At 38.4% G+C, this 15,355-nt stretch carries 19 protein-coding genes; 12 read left to right on the top strand and 7 right to left on the bottom strand.

Going from position 1 to position 15,355, the window contains the following annotated elements:
- The first annotated feature begins 142 nt into the window (after positions 1–142).
- From ccoN to CH364_RS17000, 9 genes are read left to right on the top strand one after another with little or no spacing between them, the layout of a single operon-like run.
- Positions 143–1,573, top strand: a complete 1,431-nt coding sequence (gene ccoN / locus CH364_RS17040; protein WP_100744832.1) for a cytochrome-c oxidase, cbb3-type subunit I — start codon at positions 143–145, stop codon at positions 1,571–1,573.
- Complete coding sequence (gene ccoO, locus CH364_RS17035) at positions 1,573–2,268, top strand: cytochrome-c oxidase, cbb3-type subunit II (protein WP_002975765.1); 696 nt, start codon at positions 1,573–1,575, stop codon at positions 2,266–2,268. The genes ccoN and ccoO overlap by 1 nt, the downstream gene beginning before the upstream one ends.
- A 4-nt stretch (positions 2,269–2,272) precedes the next feature.
- Positions 2,273–2,422, top strand: a complete 150-nt coding sequence (locus CH364_RS17030; protein WP_002991638.1) for a hypothetical protein — start codon at positions 2,273–2,275, stop codon at positions 2,420–2,422.
- A 5-nt stretch (positions 2,423–2,427) separates the two neighbouring features.
- Positions 2,428–2,958: a c-type cytochrome gene (locus tag CH364_RS17025; RefSeq protein WP_004788022.1), complete on the top strand. Its 531-nt coding sequence runs from the start codon at positions 2,428–2,430 to the stop codon at positions 2,956–2,958.
- Between the two features lie 2 nt (positions 2,959–2,960).
- Positions 2,961–4,280: a cytochrome c oxidase accessory protein CcoG gene (ccoG, locus tag CH364_RS17020; protein WP_100744833.1), complete on the top strand. Its 1,320-nt coding sequence runs from the start codon at positions 2,961–2,963 to the stop codon at positions 4,278–4,280.
- A complete protein-coding gene (locus CH364_RS17015) occupies positions 4,280–4,777 on the top strand; it encodes a FixH family protein (RefSeq protein WP_243401430.1) in 498 nt (165 codons plus the stop codon). The genes ccoG and CH364_RS17015 overlap by 1 nt, the downstream gene beginning before the upstream one ends.
- Positions 4,774–7,236 carry a heavy metal translocating P-type ATPase gene (locus CH364_RS17010; protein WP_100744835.1) on the top strand — a complete coding sequence of 821 codons (2,463 nt, stop codon included), beginning with the start codon at positions 4,774–4,776 and terminating at the stop codon, positions 7,234–7,236. The genes CH364_RS17015 and CH364_RS17010 overlap by 4 nt, the downstream gene beginning before the upstream one ends.
- Complete coding sequence (locus CH364_RS17005) at positions 7,218–7,415, top strand: cbb3-type cytochrome oxidase assembly protein (RefSeq protein ID WP_100744836.1); 198 nt, start codon at positions 7,218–7,220, stop codon at positions 7,413–7,415. The genes CH364_RS17010 and CH364_RS17005 overlap by 19 nt, the downstream gene beginning before the upstream one ends.
- Positions 7,393–8,079 carry a sulfite exporter TauE/SafE family protein gene (locus tag CH364_RS17000; protein ID WP_100744837.1) on the top strand — a complete coding sequence of 229 codons (687 nt, stop codon included), beginning with the start codon at positions 7,393–7,395 and terminating at the stop codon, positions 8,077–8,079. Before CH364_RS17005 ends, CH364_RS17000 begins: the two co-directional genes overlap by 23 nt.
- 79 nt (positions 8,080–8,158) lie before the next feature.
- Here the strand turns inward: CH364_RS17000 and CH364_RS16995 are convergent, their stop codons facing one another.
- From CH364_RS16995 to CH364_RS16965, 6 genes are all read right to left on the bottom strand, one after another.
- Entirely contained in the window at positions 8,159–8,446 is a 288-nt protein-coding gene (locus tag CH364_RS16995; protein ID WP_100745049.1) for a hypothetical protein, read from the bottom strand.
- A gap of 390 nt (positions 8,447–8,836) precedes the next feature.
- Positions 8,837–9,361: an RNA polymerase sigma factor gene (locus tag CH364_RS16985; RefSeq protein WP_100744839.1), complete on the bottom strand. Its 525-nt coding sequence runs from the start codon at positions 9,359–9,361 to the stop codon at positions 8,837–8,839.
- Positions 9,362–9,364: 3 nt separating this feature from the next.
- Entirely contained in the window at positions 9,365–9,817 is a 453-nt protein-coding gene (locus CH364_RS16980) for a Spy/CpxP family protein refolding chaperone (RefSeq protein WP_100744840.1), read from the bottom strand.
- Between the two features lie 94 nt (positions 9,818–9,911).
- Positions 9,912–10,292 carry a TIGR04452 family lipoprotein gene (locus CH364_RS16975; RefSeq protein ID WP_100745050.1) on the bottom strand — a complete coding sequence of 127 codons (381 nt, stop codon included), beginning with the start codon at positions 10,290–10,292 and terminating at the stop codon, positions 9,912–9,914.
- Between the two features lie 92 nt (positions 10,293–10,384).
- Positions 10,385–11,065, bottom strand: a complete 681-nt coding sequence (locus CH364_RS16970; protein ID WP_100744841.1) for an SH3 domain-containing protein — start codon at positions 11,063–11,065, stop codon at positions 10,385–10,387.
- Between the two features lie 37 nt (positions 11,066–11,102).
- Positions 11,103–11,459, bottom strand: coding sequence for a hypothetical protein (locus tag CH364_RS16965; RefSeq protein ID WP_207762302.1), 357 nt, complete (start codon positions 11,457–11,459; stop codon positions 11,103–11,105).
- A gap of 65 nt (positions 11,460–11,524) precedes the next feature.
- Here CH364_RS16965 and CH364_RS16960 point away from each other — a divergent pair, with 65 nt between their 5' ends.
- The 3 genes from CH364_RS16960 to CH364_RS16950 all read left to right on the top strand — a co-directional run bounded on the left by CH364_RS16960 (position 11,525) and on the right by CH364_RS16950 (position 14,065).
- Positions 11,525–12,928, top strand: a complete 1,404-nt coding sequence (locus CH364_RS16960) for an aspartate ammonia-lyase (protein WP_100744843.1) — start codon at positions 11,525–11,527, stop codon at positions 12,926–12,928.
- A 66-nt stretch (positions 12,929–12,994) separates the two neighbouring features.
- Positions 12,995–13,378: a response regulator gene (locus tag CH364_RS16955; protein WP_100744844.1), complete on the top strand. Its 384-nt coding sequence runs from the start codon at positions 12,995–12,997 to the stop codon at positions 13,376–13,378.
- A gap of 51 nt (positions 13,379–13,429) precedes the next feature.
- Complete coding sequence (locus tag CH364_RS16950) at positions 13,430–14,065, top strand: lytic transglycosylase domain-containing protein (protein WP_100744845.1); 636 nt, start codon at positions 13,430–13,432, stop codon at positions 14,063–14,065.
- A 13-nt stretch (positions 14,066–14,078) separates the two neighbouring features.
- On the opposite strand, the gene CH364_RS16945 is transcribed toward CH364_RS16950, so the two are convergent.
- Positions 14,079–15,287, bottom strand: a complete 1,209-nt coding sequence (locus CH364_RS16945; RefSeq protein WP_244280422.1) for a hypothetical protein — start codon at positions 15,285–15,287, stop codon at positions 14,079–14,081.
- Positions 15,288–15,355 lie beyond the last annotated feature (68 nt).

Here is a 15,355-nt window from a genome sequence, read left to right as displayed (position 1 = left end):
AGTCTCAAAGCCTCCCTTGACAAAAATCAAGGGGGGATTCTAAGAACCGCATTCTGTTTTTCTTTCTTTTCTTCGTCACTTTATAGACAAAGGAATTAGTTCTCTATATAAATGGAACTGATAAAGATTAAGGAGAGAAACATTGGCTACGGAAAAAACTCAATATGACGATTTTATCGTAAAAGGGTTTATCATTTCAGCGTTAGTCTGGGGCGTTGCATCAATGACATTTGGTGTCATTATTGCCTTCCAGCTTGTATATCCACAGCTGAATATGGAATTACCTTGGACGAGCTTCGGAAGGTTACGACCTCTACATACCAATGCGGCCATTTTTGGTTTTGCGTTGAGTGTTATCTTCGCCACAGCCTACCATACGGTACAAAGATTGTGTCGAACCAGAATGTGGAACGACACACTTTCCAAAATACACCTGGCACTGTATAACCTAACAATTGTCCTTGCAGCAATTACTTTACCACTTGGATACAGCCAATCAAAAGAATATGCCGAATTAGAATGGCCTATCGACTTATTGATTGTTGTATGGTACGTAATTTTCTTTGCAAACTATTTGATGACGGTAATCAAAAGAAAAGAAGAACAAATGTATGTGGCAATTTGGTTCTACATTGCTTCCTTTGTAACGGTTCCACTACTTTTTATCGTAAACAACATTGTCATCCCAGCAGGACTCTTAAAATCCTACTCGGTATACGCAGGTGTGTTTGATGCCAACATCCAATGGTGGTATGGACACAACGCGGTAGCCTTTGTTCTTACGACTCCGTTTTTGGGGCTAATGTATTATTACCTTCCAAAACACATCAAACAACCCATTTACTCACATAGACTTTCGATCATCCATTTCTGGTCGTTAATCTTTATCTATATTTGGGCGGGTCCTCACCATTTACTTTACTCTCCAATTCCAGAATGGTTACAAACAACAGGTATGGTATTCTCCATCATGTTATGGATGCCTTCTTGGGGTGGTATGTTAAACGGATTCCTAACACTGACCCAAGCAAAAGACAAAATCAAAGTAGATGCTACCCTCAAAATGATGTTAGCTGCCGTTACTTTCTACGGTATGTCAACATTTGAAGGTCCACTTCTTTCGATTCGTGCCGTTTCCGCTCTTGGACACAACACTGACTGGATCATTGGTCACGTTCACTCAGGAACTCTTGGTTGGGTTGGATTTATGTCAGCCGCAGCACTCTACTACCTAGTTCCAAGACTTTGGAACTCTAACCTTTATAGCGAAAAACTTGCCAATGCACACTTCTGGCTTGGAACTCTTGGGATCCTACTCTACATCATCTCCATGTGGGTATCTGGTATCACTGAAGGTTCAATGTGGCGAGCAGTTGGCGAAAACGGGGAACTCGTTTATAAAGATTGGGTGGAAATTGTTGAGTTCTTAAAACCATTCAGACTTTTCCGTGCGATCGGAGGAACACTCTATCTTACAGGAATTATTCTTATGGTGTATAACTTTATCAAAACCATTCAAAACAAAGACAGTGGGTTTGTAGAACAAGACTTACGTATAGGAGTGAAATCATAATGTTTGGATTTAACAAATTCTTAGATTGGTTTTCTGAAATTGCTGACCATTGGGATACAAAAGGTGTTAAGTTTACTCTTTATACAACGATTGCCGTTGTGATTGGTGGACTTTTTGAACTGATCCCGCCGTTTTTTCTTACTAAAACGGTAACTCCAATTTCAACAGTGAAACCATATTCCGCATTGGAACTAGCAGGCCGTGACACTTACCAAAGAGAAGGTTGTATCGGATGCCATACACAAATGGTTCGACCATTCAAATGGGAAGTAGATCGTTTTGATCCAACAAAAGCTTACGGAAGAACTGGATATTCAAAAGGTGGAGAATATGTTTATGACCATCCATTCCTTTGGGGATCCAAAAGAACTGGTCCGGACTTAGCTCATGAATCTCAAATGCTTCGTTCTGATGAATGGCATAAAAACCATTTGATCAACCCAAGAACTGTGGGTGGTGTACCTAACTCGATTATGCCAGCTTATCCTTGGTTATTCGAAGAATCTCATAAGGTAGATGTAGAACAAGTAGTATCAAACATGAAAGCTTTAAAATCCATTGGAGTTCCTTATACTGAAGAAGATTTTGCTAATGCACCATCTCTTCTAAAGGACAAAACCGAAGGACAAGCACTTGTTGCATACCTACAAAAACTAGGAAGAGATTCAGCCGAGTTACAAAAAGGGATGAAATAAAATCATGAACGATGCAGATATTCTACTCGTTTATAAAAGTTTGAGATTGCCGATCCTCGTGATCGCAATCTCTTACATCACCTACTACGTTTATAAAAAACGTACGAAAGACGAAATGGAAAAACCCAAGTATAGAATGCTTGAGGAGGATTAATACGAATGAAAGAACCAAAAGAAGTAGACGGAATCTTCCAAGCCGACAATCCCATGCCCACTTGGTGGAAATTGGTTTGGCTGATCAGTATCATCGTTTCCATTGGATACGTTGTATACTTTCACTGGTATTCTGAATGGCCACAAGAAGTTGCATTTGAAAAAGAAGTTGCGGAACACGAAGCGCAATTTCCTGCAAAACAAGCAGTTGTTGTGAACACAGAAGATGGATCAAACCCTTACCGTGATGATGCAGTGGCAATTAAAGAAGGCGAAGGAACATACAAACAAATTTGTTCCGCTTGCCACGGCCCAACTGCGGAAGGTGCAGTAGGACCAAGTCTTGTGGACAAAGATTGGATTCATGGAAACACTGATAAAGAAGTGTTTAACAACATCATGAAAGGAATTGGACCAGAAAGACAAAAACTCAACCGAGGGGGAATGCCTGCTTGGGAAGGTTTAGGTGCTGAGAAAGTTTATGCTGTTATGGCATGGCTTGCAACTAAAAACAGTAGTTTGGTAAAGGCTAAGTAAAGATGATTATTTCAAGACCACAGACAGGAAAGGTAAGGACACGAAGAAACTTTGTAATGAGTTTTCTCGTAGGTTTATTTTTAATTGCTCCATGGGTGGTGTTACCGGATGGTAGCCCTCTCATTCGATTGGATATCCCGCGTAGGGTGTTTCACTTGTTTGGTGGTCTTTTTATCCCGCAAGAAGGACTGATCTTATGGTTTTTTCTTCTCACAATGGGACTTTCTCTTTTCTTTTTCACCTCCGTCATTGGCCGTGTTTGGTGCGGATGGGGGTGTCCTCAAACTATTTACACCGATCTTTTCGATCGAATTGGTCGGTTTGTTTTAGATTCTAAATACGGGAAAAAAGATGCGTCCCTCCATGGAAAATTCATAGTTTATTTTCTCTGGGTTGTTGTCTCTTTTATCGCTTCCTTTCATTGGATTGCGTATTTTGTAAGTCCTTATGAAATGTTGGCAGATTATCAAAGTTTAATCTTTGCGAATCAAACATACTTTTATTTTACATTATTTTTTACAGCGGCGATGTTTATCGATATCGGTTTCATTCGCGAACAGTTTTGTCGTTATGCCTGTCCTTACGCAAGATTCCAAACTCTCCTCATGGATGAACACTCTTGGAATGTAACTTACGATTTTAAACGCGGGGAACCTAGAAGAGATGGGAAAACCAAAATTGGAGATTGTATATCCTGCAACATGTGTGTGGTGGTTTGTCCTACTGGAATCGATATCCGGGATGGATTACAAGTGGGTTGTGTTGCCTGCGGAAAATGTGTGGATGCCTGCACTTCCATCATGGCCAAAGAAAACAAAAAAACTTTAATTGGATATTTCTCTCTCAAACAAATTGAAACAGGCGCAAAAATCAAATGGATTCGACCACGAACAGTGATTTATGCCATCCTACTCACAGTTGTGATCACTGGTGCCATCATCCAACTTGTCACGAGAACTCCCATGTCAATGATTGCGGCATCAAACAAATCTATGCCTCCCATCTTAATTCCTGATAATAAAATCAGAGCCTTCGTTGCACTACGCATTCAAAACATTGCACCGATTGAAAAAGAATTCCAGCTTACTGCCTTTGACACAAGACATGGAAAAGAAATTCTAATTCGTTCCGGAGAAGAAAACAACAGGTTCAAATTAGGATCAGGCGAAATCAAAAGTATTTCTGTGGTTTTAGAGACACAAACTCTCACAGAACAAGAATTAAATGAAGGCTACTTACCAGGTTCCATTGTATTAAAAAATGCAGAGGATTCAGACGAACGATTGGAGAAAAAACTCTCCTTAACATTACCAAGGAGGTAATGATGTTTAAAGAATTACACCCCAGTTTACGAAATGCCATGTATGTGGTCCTGTTTAGTTTTACGGCACTTGTAGCGGCTACTTTCTATACCATTCGTTTGACTTATAAAAACTTCGAACCTGTGATGGACAAAAACTATTACGAAATTGGTTTGAACTATGAAAAAGCCATTGAAAACCAAAAAGAACTTTTAAAACAAGGGTATCTGATCAAAACAAATTGGGACTCCCAAACCCTCCTCCCAACAGGTGAATCAGAAATTTCAGTCCAACTAGAAAAAGATGGCGCAGTAACCAACGTTAGCGCAAAATCGATGACGGTTTATTTGGAAAGAAATGCCACCACTAAAAATACAGCACAATATAATCTAAAGCCAACTAACAATGGATTTGTTGGGAAAATCCCACTTTTAGAAAAGGGAACTTGGAATTTAAGGCTTGTTGCTGATATAGGCGGTAAGGCTTTCGAACGAGAAGGAAAAATATCTGTTAAATGAACGAAACTGTTTCTGATCTAACAAAGACAGAATGTGACCACTGCGGAAATCCAATCCGATTGGTGAGGATTGAAGCAAAGGTCGGAAAGGATACAAAAGTTTTTTGTTGTGAAGGATGCGAAACTGTATACTCCATCATTAACTCACTCGGTGGAAGTTATTACTACAATTTAAAGGGAAATACAAAACTTGATCCAGTCCGGATCGAAGATTCTGATGCAGATGTCGAAAACGAACTTGTTTATGAAAAGTTTGTTCGCAAGTCAGGGGAATTTTCTGAAGTTTCGATCCAAATCACAAATATCCATTGTTCCGCTTGTGTTTGGATCAATGAAAAAGTTTTAAACGAAGAAGAAGGAATCATCTCCGCTCAAATTAATTTTGCATCCGGGAGAGCTCGGGTCCGGTTTGATCGTTCCAAAATCAAAATCTCAAAAATTTTATCTCTGATTCGTGCCATCGGCTATAAACCTGTACTATTTTCTCCGACAGAAGGCACGTTAGAAAAAACAAAACAATTAAAGACACTACTCCTACGCATTGGTGTGGCTGGGTTTTGTTTTGGGAACATCATGATCCTAAGTGTGGCATTATATTCCGGTTATTTCACTGGGATCGATTTGGACATCAAACGTCTCTTCCATTATGCTTCTTGGGTATTTGCCACTCCCGCTTATCTCTATTCGGGATATCCTTTTATGTCAGGGTTCCTAACAAGCATCAGGCGAAGAACCTTATCGATGGACTTCCTATTATTTTTAGGAATCTCAATGGCATACTTCTATTCAGTTTATGTAACACTGACTGATGTAGGTGAAGTATATTTTGATTCTGTCGCAATGATTTACTTCTTTATTTTAATTGGGAAGTACTTCGAAGAAAAAGCAAGAGTGTTTGCTTCCGACAAATTGGAGTCCATTCTTTGTAAACTTCCCGAAACATCGGTGAGAGTTACAGAGTCAGGAGAAGAAACCATCCCGAGTTCGGAAATTAAAATTGGCGATACGATTCGAGTGGCTCCAGGAAAACGAATCCCGGTGGATGCCATCCTTGTATCGGAACAGACTTATGTGGATGAATCTTTTTTAACAGGTGAGTCATTGCCCATTCGAAAAAAGAAAGGGGATATGATTCTTGCAGGTTCCCTTGCAATGGACAATCCAGCTTTGATTGTGGCTGGTTCCGACTACCATGCATCAACTCTTTCTTCCCTCAAACTCAGATTAGAGGAAGCTCTACATCTCAAACCAAAATTACAAATCCTAACGGAAAGAATCGCCTCGTATTTTATTTCTGTTGTATTTGGACTGGCCTTTCTTAGTTTTTTTGTTTGGTATTATGTTTCAGGTGGAAATTTGGAACAAAGCCTTGTCACTACCATTTCGGTTCTCATTGTTGCTTGCCCTTGTGCCCTTGGAATTTCTGTTCCAACAGCACTAGTCACAAATCATATCCTTAATGCGGATAAAGGTGTACTTTTAAAGAATCCATCCGTTGTGGAAGCACTTGCAAAAGCCAATACCATCTTCTTAGATAAAACAGGGACACTCACAGAAGGTAAGTTTTTAGTGAGACAAGTGTCTGTCAAAGATGACCACCTACCACTTGTTTATCGAATTGAGAAAGAAGTGAATCATCCTCTCGCAAAATCTCTTGTGAAGTATTTGCATCCATTTAGTTCTGTTACCAAACGAGCCGAATCCATCCATTTACTCAATTTAGAAAACATTCCAGGAAGAGGAGTGAAAGCAAACTTAGAATGGGATTCGAAAAAATTTTCGGTTCTCATAGGAAATAAAAACTTACTCGAAAGCGAAAATATCTCTATGGAAAATTTACCAGAAGGAGAGGGATCTTTAATATTATTTGCTGTGAATGGAACTTATTTAGGGAGTTTTTTACTCGCCGATGAAATCCGTCCCGGAGCTCGTTCCTTTGTTTCCTTACTCAAACATTTTGTTCCGAATATTTCTATCCTCTCAGGGGATCGTTTTGCGGCTGTAAAGTTTATCGCTGACTCCCTTGGCATTGAAAAATATATTTCTGATCTTTCTCCTGAAGACAAAAGAAATATTATAACAAGTGCGCAAACCAAAGGAAATGTAGTCATCATGGTGGGAGACGGGATCAATGATAGTTTGTCTTTGGCACAGGCCAATGTATCCATCTCTCACACAGAAGCAGAAGATCTTTCTTTAGAAAAGTCAGATGTAGTTTTGACTTCTGGAAATTTAAATGGTCTCGTTCATTCCTTACTATCCGCCAAAAAAACAAGAGAGGTGATTATACAAAATATCATCATTTCCTTTTGTTATAATTCGATTATGTTGCCACTAGCCATGTTCGGACTAATGTTGCCAGTGATCTGTGCTGTGTTTATGGCATGTTCTAGCTTGACAGTGCTTCTCAATTCTCTTTCTATTAGATTTAGGATCCCCCAATGGAAGCCCTCTACTTAACCATCCCCATGGCAATGTGTATTGCCGCCTTCTTTCTTTATGTCTTTATTACCGCCTTCCGCAAAGGTCAATTTGAAGACATTGAATCTCCAAAATATAGAATGTTTTTCGAGGAAGAATACCCTCAGGAGAACCAATCTAAATCAAATTCAACTGATGGACCAACTAGCAAATCTTAGTTTTTTTGGCTCCATCTTTGTGTATGGATTTGTCAGTAGCTTCCATTGTTTGGTAATGTGTGGTCCATTTGTTTCTCTATTACAAACAGAGAAAGGAAAACAAATTCCTATCTATCTCTATCATTTCGGAAGAGTGGTTTCCTATTCTTTCCTTGGTATGGTTCTAGGATTTCTGGGAAAAGGTGCCAATGCATTAGGAGAATTAAGTGCCGTCCAAGGTGTGGCGGGTGTTCTTACGTTTTTATTTTTAGTTGTCTTTGCCATCCGCGCTTATTCTACAAAATCAACTTCTTCCTTTGGCTCTTTACCAAAAGGCATTCGTAAATTTTTAGAAACCATTCGGTCCCGATTTAGTAAAAATGGTCTTGGTTTTGGTATTGGAATAGTGAGCGCCCTACTCCCTTGTGGGGTTTTATATCCAGCTTATGCTGCTTCTTTTGCCACAGGTACGTTGTTAAACGGTGGATTTGTTATGTTTTTCTTTTATTTAGGAACTTTACCCGCATTAACCGGCCTTGGGTGGATTGTTAGCAAATGGAGGCACAAAATCCCTACAAAATGGATTCCTGCCTTTGGAACCATTGTAATATTAACATCTCTAAGTTTTTTGCTCTACCGCCTTTTTTTCCACACCCATGGAGAATCTTGCGATCATCTACTTTAGTTAGTAATCAACTTTTTCCAATCCTCGTTGCATCAAACTAGAGCTATGTGGCTTTGCGACATTCATCCTATCTTTACTTCTAAAATCCTCTTCCCCGAAAGTATTTTTCTTTAAAATGACTTACAAGGTCTTGGTTTATATTGTTATCATTATTGTTCCCGATCACTGCAATGAGTTTTTTTGCTAAATTTCTATCATGGTTGACCAACCATCTTTTGTATTGAGTATTCAATTCAGACTCACCTACCAAAATCACTTCGTTAGGTGATTGAAGAGTATTTGTGATTTCCTCAAAATCCCAGACATCCGACTCTTTCGATTTTTCCCAAGTTCTCGATCGCATTTGATCAGATTCAAACTTAATCATCTCAATTCGCTTTTTGTTTAGGTATAGGATGCAGGCATTCATATTTTTCACTTCCCTTACTAAATTATGACGCAAAGGAAAATAAAATCACACTCTTTTTAAAAAAACCTCCGGTACAAGTTCCCAACATTCAACATTGATAAATGTCAATCCATACTCAAACTAACGATTGACTCTGAACTAAGTTCGTCCAACAAATAATGGACATTAGTTGATAATTCACTCGGTTCCAGAACGAACTCATTGAAAAAAATTAGGGAAAAGAGAAGGGTCGAAAAGGCTAATGTAACATATACTTTTCGTTTTGTCTTATCTCTTTGGATTCTGGATTTTGTCCGTCTCAGCAGACGCAATTCGAAATCAGAATCATTCAAAAGTTGTTCCCATTTTTTAGGATTCTTGGAATTCATTTTTTCCTCCTGGTATATGATTGCGGATCCATTCCTTTGTTCGAAACAATCGTGATTTGACTGTACCTTGTCTTACTGCTAATTCTTTTGCAATCTCTTCCATGGTATTGCCAGCCAAATAGAGACGTAAGGTCTGTCGATAGACTTCTGGGATCTGGCCTAACATGGATTCAATCCATTCTTCTTTTTCAAAAGAGGACTCTTCTCTCACCCCAGACAATTGGACTTTGTTTTTAACTAAATACCTTTTTGCCTTTTCTTCTTCGCGTAATCGTTTTTCATTCATACGAAGGGCTTCATTTCGTGCGATGGTGTATATCCATGTAGAGATTTTGGATCTTCCATCAAACCCACCCTTCTCTAAAGACTTAAAAACGCGAAAGTACACTTCTTGTACTACATCTTCTGTTGCATCATCAAAACGGTCGATGAGGGTATCACCGACCGTTTTCAAAACCAAATATTTGGTTTCTTTGACTACTGATTCGAAGTCAAACTCAGGCATTGTTTACTCTTCCGGTGGTTGATGGCGACTTGCAAATCGTTCCACTAAATCAGCAAATTTTTCCCTTTGTTCAGGCTTTAACACTGCATGGAATTCTACGAGTTTAGATTGAAAAAACTTACGCATTTCTTGGTGGCGAGTTTCTCTTTCGATACTCATTTTATCCAACAACTTCGTATCAATTTTTTCTGCACGAATCTGAGTAGCCATTTCTTTTGCCCAAGATTCATGTTTCGGTTTCATTTCCTTGTGTTTGGCAATGAGTTCGGCTTTAATGGTTTCCAGTTTTGCTTTTTGTGTTTCATCCAAATCTAACTTAGATGTGAGTTTAGATGCTACCCATTCGATTCTTTTTTCGAAATCTTTGTGTCCACGGCAATTTCCAAAAGCAAATGCCATCACCGATACAAGACCGATTGTTGTTACAATTTTGAATGTTTGTTTGAGAGAGATCATAAAACCTTCCTTGTTTGTTTGGAGAATATGACCCGAAAGAAGAAGAGAGAGTTCCCTACCCCAAAAAAAAGAGGCAGGGAAAAAAAATTTTAAATTAGAAACTTGGGAACGGGTCTCCCGTTAAATAACCATCTGTTTTTAAATCTTGGCAAGAGATGATATTGGTAATTGTAGATCCAAGTAAAAATCCTTTAAACCCTGATATGTCATTCACACACTGATCAACATCAGCTTTGACATAGTATTTTGCAGAATCAATGCTCGCAATGTCAGCTGCCAACAAACTTAAAATCGAAATACTAGGTCTTCCCGCCAACAAAGTTGAATTGATTAAATCCGTTTGAATGGCAGCATCAGTAATTCGAGAAGCAACTTCGGAACCTTTTTCGCGATCGATCGTTGCACCCGCTGGATTTAAGATCAGACAGTTGGTTAGCGAAAACGCTAAAGCAACAAATAGTAATTTTTTTAACATAAATGTTTCCTTGAACAATGGTTTCACCATAAGTAAATCATCCTTATCTAAGATTCAAGAAAAATCTATACAAAACGTTAATTTAACAGTAGTCAATCGCCAACGATAAATATAGTAAGAACCCAGCTGTTTTTCTTTTTTTCGAAGAAAGCCCTGTAGTCAAGAGGACTACGTAAAAACCTGTCACACACATAACCAGGTTTCCCCTGCGGTGTACAAATCTTTTTCCAATTACAATTACTTTCTTTTTCAAGTCGGCGCCCATCTAAATCATCAGCTTCTGCTCTTACGATTTGATAACTGAGTTGAGTGATCGACTTGGATTCTTTAGAAGCATCTTCTCTTACATTTACATTTTTTCCAATAACCAAATAGTGAGTGAAAGGATCATAATCTCCTGGGAAGGTTTCAAAAAAATAAGGTGCTACCATTTGGCCTTCTTTGTTTTGACGGAAACCCAGTTTCATAGTTTCCTCCATCAAATCCCAGAAATTTGAAGAGGTCGGTTTTTCTGTTAGTTGGAATGATTTTAGAAAATCTTTTTTTCCCGCCTCTGCACCAAAGGAAAAATGAATGTCCTTATCAATTACGTCTTCTAAAGCTTTTCTATCTTTTGATTTTAGAATCTTTTGAAATTTCGTTTTGAATTCGCTGAAGCTTTTGTCCTTCGTCGAATGGTCGATAGGTGTTAGTGTTTTTGCCGCAAAAGGTTCACAGGGCAAAAGAATGGTGGGAACTAAGAAAAATGAAAGGATGAAATAGTATTTTAGCATAAAACCTGCGAAAAAAATATACCAAATACTTAAAGAATCAATTCTTTTTCGAAATGTTTACCGCCATATTACATTGTTTTGTGATCCCTAAATTTTCCCGAATTTCTTCCAAGGAAAGTTTTTTCCGTTTGAGTTCACATACTTTTAGAAATAGTTCCACATACTCTTTATCTAATTTTTCACCTTCCTCATCCTCTTCTGTTAAAACCAATTTGGCAATGTCCACACAAGACCTTTCTGATTCAGGTAAAAGTTGAAAAATCGTTTTTACAGTTTCCTCTTTTTGTTTGCAGGGAACTGTAGAAAATTGTTTTTCCTTTCCAATTAACGATGAAAGAGAAATTAAGAAAATATAAAGGAGAAGAGAAAATCTGATTTTATACATTGGCAACATAAATCTTCTTCCCATTTGGATTTGGTCGAGTATCTTTCGTCCTATCCAAGAGAATTTATAAATTTATGACAAAACGAACACGCAGAGAACACGATCTTTTGGGGGAACGAGATCTCCCCGCTGATGTTTATTGGGGAATCCATACCCTACGGGCATTGGAAAATTATCCCATCACAGGGAAAACCATCGGAACCTACCCCGACCTAGTGCGCGCCCTTGCCTATATCAAAAAAGCCTCTGCCAAAGCCAACCATGAGTTAGGGCAGCTCACAAAAGAAACCACCCAAATGATCACAGATGCCTGCGACCGAATCCTAAACGGAGAATTCCATTCCGAATTTGTAGTCGATGTCATCCAAGGAGGAGCCGGCACTTCCACCAATATGAATGCGAACGAGGTAATCACAAACATAGCTCTTGAAATGGCGGGTTATCCAAAAGGAGACTACACACATTTACATCCATTGAATGAAGTAAACATGTCACAAAGTACGAACGATGTTTATCCTACTTCGATCAAAATAGCGGCTGTCTTTGCAATGAAGGCTTTACTTGCTTCCATGGAAGATTTACAATTAGCATTTCGTAAAAAATCAGAAGAATTTAAAGATATTTTGAAAATTGGGCGAACACAATTACAAGATGCGGTTCCTATGACCCTTGGGCAAGAATTTTCAACGTACGATGTCATGTTAGGTGAAGATATCAACAGATTAAAAGAAGCTACTTCGCTGATAGGAGAAATCAATTTAGGTGCCACAGCCATTGGAACTGGGATCAATACTGACATTCGATATTCACAAATTGTTACAGATATTCTATCCAATGAAACTGGACTGAGTTTGATTGCAGCACCAAACCTGATCGAAGCAACTCAGGACACTGGCGCCTTTGTTCAGTTATCTGGTGTACTCAAACGTATTTCCACAAAGTTATCCAAAATATGTAATGACTTACGCTTACTATCGAGTGGCCCCCAAGGAGGGTTTAACGAAATCAATTTACCTGCAAAAGCTGCTGGCTCTTCGATCATGCCCGGAAAAGTTAATCCTATTATACCTGAAGTAGTCAATCAAATTGCCTTTGAGGTGATTGGGAACGACATCACCATTACTTTGGCAGCTGAAGCAGGTCAGTTACAATTGAATGCTTTTGAACCGATCATAGCCCATAGTTTATTCAAAAGTATCGAGCACCTAACAGCTGGTTGCAAAACATTAGAACTCAATTGTATCGTAGGGATCACAGCCAACCGAGAATTACTTGAATTCCGAGCCAAAACTTCCGCTGGCCTAGCCACTGCTTTGAATCCATACATTGGATATGAAAATGCTACCCTGGTTGCAAAAAAAGCACTCTTAGAAAATAGGTCAGTCGAATCCATTGTTTTGGAACTTGGATTGTTAGAGGAAAAAAAGCTGAGAGAAATCCTTCGACCAGAAATTCTCACTTCACCACATACACTTTAGGGATCTTTTATTTGTTGCTTTCTTTTTAATTTTTTAAAAAAATACGCTCGGATCTATCCGTAATTTATGAAACAATTAAGTATGGTATACCTAGTTGAAGATGATGTGATTACAACCTTTCTCATCAAAACTTTAATGGAGAAGTTTTCTTTTGCGGACGAAATCCATGGCTTCCAGAATGGGGAAGACGCATTGAATGCGCTCCTAACTGGTTCAGCCGATCCAGATATGTTATTTTTAGATTTGAATATGCCCATAATGGACGGTTGGGAATTTCTCAGAGCAATTAGCAAACATCCCAAATACGCCAAACTCCCCATCTATATCCTTACTTCCTCCATTGACCCAACAGACAAGGCCCGGTCAGAGGAATTCCAAAATGTAAAAGGGTATTTAGTAAAACCTCTTTCTCTTAAAGATTTACAATCCATTAACCCAGAAGTGGGCTAATGAGACATATTTTTTTCTTAAGTTTTCTCATTCTCCGTCGATCTTTACTTTGTGAGACTAACGGACATCCCTTCTGTATCTTCTGTTTTGAACCGGATGGAATCCCTATCCAAATTATCAGAAAATCCCAAATCTCTTGTTTCCTTTCCCGATGTTTTAGAAAGGGAATGGAACCGTTCTAAACCAGAAGAAACCGCCAAAACTGATGGTTCTCACGCAAAAACAGAGGGAATTTCGCTTCCCTTCCCTGAAGAAGTTGGTTTCAAATTGCCCACTTCTTCGCAAACAGATACAAAATTAAAACCAAATGATATTATTGGAACGATTGAATCTATCGCCAAATCCCAAGGTTTGGACCCTAACCTAGTAAAGGCGATGGTCAAAGCAGAATCAGGGTTCAAACCAAAAGCTGTATCTCCGAAAGGAGCCATGGGTCTTATGCAACTTATGCCAGAGACCGCTGAATCTTTAGGAGTGAATGATCCTTTCAATCCGGAAGAAAATATTGGTGGTGGGGTGAAATTTCTAAAAGGTCTGATGAAGGAATTCAAAGACCCAGAAAAAGCAATCGCCGCTTATAATGCAGGTCCTGGGGCAGTGAAACGTTACAAAGGCATTCCTCCATACGAAGAAACACAAAAATACGTAAACAAAGTCAAACGTTACTATAAAGATTTTAGTTCGTAGTATTTAACAGTTCTTAATAGAAAGTTAAATAACCAAACTTTTTTTGTAATCCAGCAGTATAAATGTCAAACGGGTGTTTGGTAGGAGTAGCAGACCATGCTTCATCCACTTTTTTTACAATAAAATTCAAACTTTTTTCATTTTTAATTTTTTCTGCAGTGGCTCTTTGGATGAGAACATCATCTTCGCTAATTGGAACAATGGCAAATGCTCTTTGGCTTCGTCGAAAGAGTCCAGATTTTTGAACCAATTGGATGTCTTGGTTCCAAATTCCATCTACATACAAAAAGGATTTATCAGTTCCCGTTTCTTCTCGCATGTATTTAGTTTTGGTTCCAGTTTGAAAATAAAAGGCAAAAGAAAATTCTTTCGGTAAATAAATGGGATCTGATTTTAGAATGAGAGCTTGTCCAAATGCTTTGGTAAGATTTTTGGATTGGAGTTCCCAAGGTTCTTTTTCAGAAGCATTTAAATTTTTGAATATAAAATAAATGGAAACTGCAATGGATACAACAATGACAACTGACGCAGTGATGGTGTTGAGTTCTTTTTCTGTTTTTAATAATACATGTCCTATCCCCAGGACCACAAGTGGCAAAAGGATGAGAAGAGCTGATGTGTACCAAGTTTTGAATAAAAATCCAATGGAGTTTGGTCCAAAAAAATCAGAATATGAAAAGTAAATGAGGGAAAGGATGAAAAATCCTAAATACCCAAGTAAAAATAAAAACGGTACATTTTTCTTTTTATAAAACACAGATGTTTTTTGGGCGGCTTTTCTAGAACCACGGATTCCCGTAAAGATTACAAAAAAGGTAAATCCCAGATAAAACATAATGAAACTAGAAAAGAAAGCAAGTGCTGTAAATGTTGGAAAAACAAGAAGGTCTGTCATCTTTTCCAATCGGAACGTTAAAAATACTAAAAGTAAAAAAACAAGGCAGAGTGTTTCTGTAAAATAGGAAGTGGGAAATCCATATGAAAATGGTAAAAAAGCAGCAAGATATACCAAGAGATAATGGTTACGTTTCCATTCTTCTGACCTAAGAAGTAACATAAACAAGTGGAGAAACAAACTGTAAAAAAGACCAGCTAACACAAGAAAGGATGGAATATAATTCATCCCAAAGAGTTTTTTCCAAGCAACTACAAACCAAATGGCCAGTGGCTCCCGAGAAGAGATAAGCCCTCCTTCTTCCACCGCAGCCTTAATATTGGCCAAAAACTCCCATTCTGTTTCTGTTGTAGGGAAAGGTCTAAAATAAGAGAACAGCGCAAAGCCCAAACTTA

The organism is Leptospira harrisiae (assembly GCF_002811945.1).
GTDB classification, from domain to species: domain Bacteria; phylum Spirochaetota; class Leptospiria; order Leptospirales; family Leptospiraceae; genus Leptospira_A; species Leptospira_A harrisiae.
This window is presented reverse-complemented; position numbering and strand designations above follow the sequence as displayed.

Bases quoted from the DNA above. Each gene is read 5' to 3' on its own strand.
- CH364_RS16995 (WP_100745049.1), bottom strand. From the start codon at position 8,446: ATGATTAAGTTTGAATCTGATCAAATGCGATCGAGAACTTGGGAAAAA.
- CH364_RS17005 (WP_100744836.1), top strand. From the start codon at position 7,218: ATGGAAGCCCTCTACTTAACCATCCCCATGGCAATGTGTATTGCCGCC.
- ccoG (WP_100744833.1), top strand. From the start codon at position 2,961: ATGATTATTTCAAGACCACAGACAGGAAAGGTAAGGACACGAAGAAAC.
- CH364_RS16955 (WP_100744844.1), top strand. From the start codon at position 12,995: ATGAAACAATTAAGTATGGTATACCTAGTTGAAGATGATGTGATTACA.
- CH364_RS17025 (WP_004788022.1), top strand. From the start codon at position 2,428: ATGAAAGAACCAAAAGAAGTAGACGGAATCTTCCAAGCCGACAATCCC.
- CH364_RS17030 (WP_002991638.1), top strand. From the start codon at position 2,273: ATGAACGATGCAGATATTCTACTCGTTTATAAAAGTTTGAGATTGCCG.
- CH364_RS16975 (WP_100745050.1), bottom strand. From the start codon at position 10,292: ATGTTAAAAAAATTACTATTTGTTGCTTTAGCGTTTTCGCTAACCAAC.
- ccoO (WP_002975765.1), top strand. From the start codon at position 1,573: ATGTTTGGATTTAACAAATTCTTAGATTGGTTTTCTGAAATTGCTGAC.
- CH364_RS17010 (WP_100744835.1), top strand. From the start codon at position 4,774: ATGAACGAAACTGTTTCTGATCTAACAAAGACAGAATGTGACCACTGC.
- CH364_RS16970 (WP_100744841.1), bottom strand. From the start codon at position 11,065: ATGCTAAAATACTATTTCATCCTTTCATTTTTCTTAGTTCCCACCATT.
- CH364_RS16960 (WP_100744843.1), top strand. From the start codon at position 11,525: ATGACAAAACGAACACGCAGAGAACACGATCTTTTGGGGGAACGAGAT.
- CH364_RS16980 (WP_100744840.1), bottom strand. From the start codon at position 9,817: ATGATCTCTCTCAAACAAACATTCAAAATTGTAACAACAATCGGTCTT.
- CH364_RS16985 (WP_100744839.1), bottom strand. From the start codon at position 9,361: ATGCCTGAGTTTGACTTCGAATCAGTAGTCAAAGAAACCAAATATTTG.
- CH364_RS16965 (WP_207762302.1), bottom strand. From the start codon at position 11,459: ATGTTGCCAATGTATAAAATCAGATTTTCTCTTCTCCTTTATATTTTC.
- CH364_RS17000 (WP_100744837.1), top strand. From the start codon at position 7,393: ATGGACCAACTAGCAAATCTTAGTTTTTTTGGCTCCATCTTTGTGTAT.
- CH364_RS17015 (WP_243401430.1), top strand. From the start codon at position 4,280: ATGATGTTTAAAGAATTACACCCCAGTTTACGAAATGCCATGTATGTG.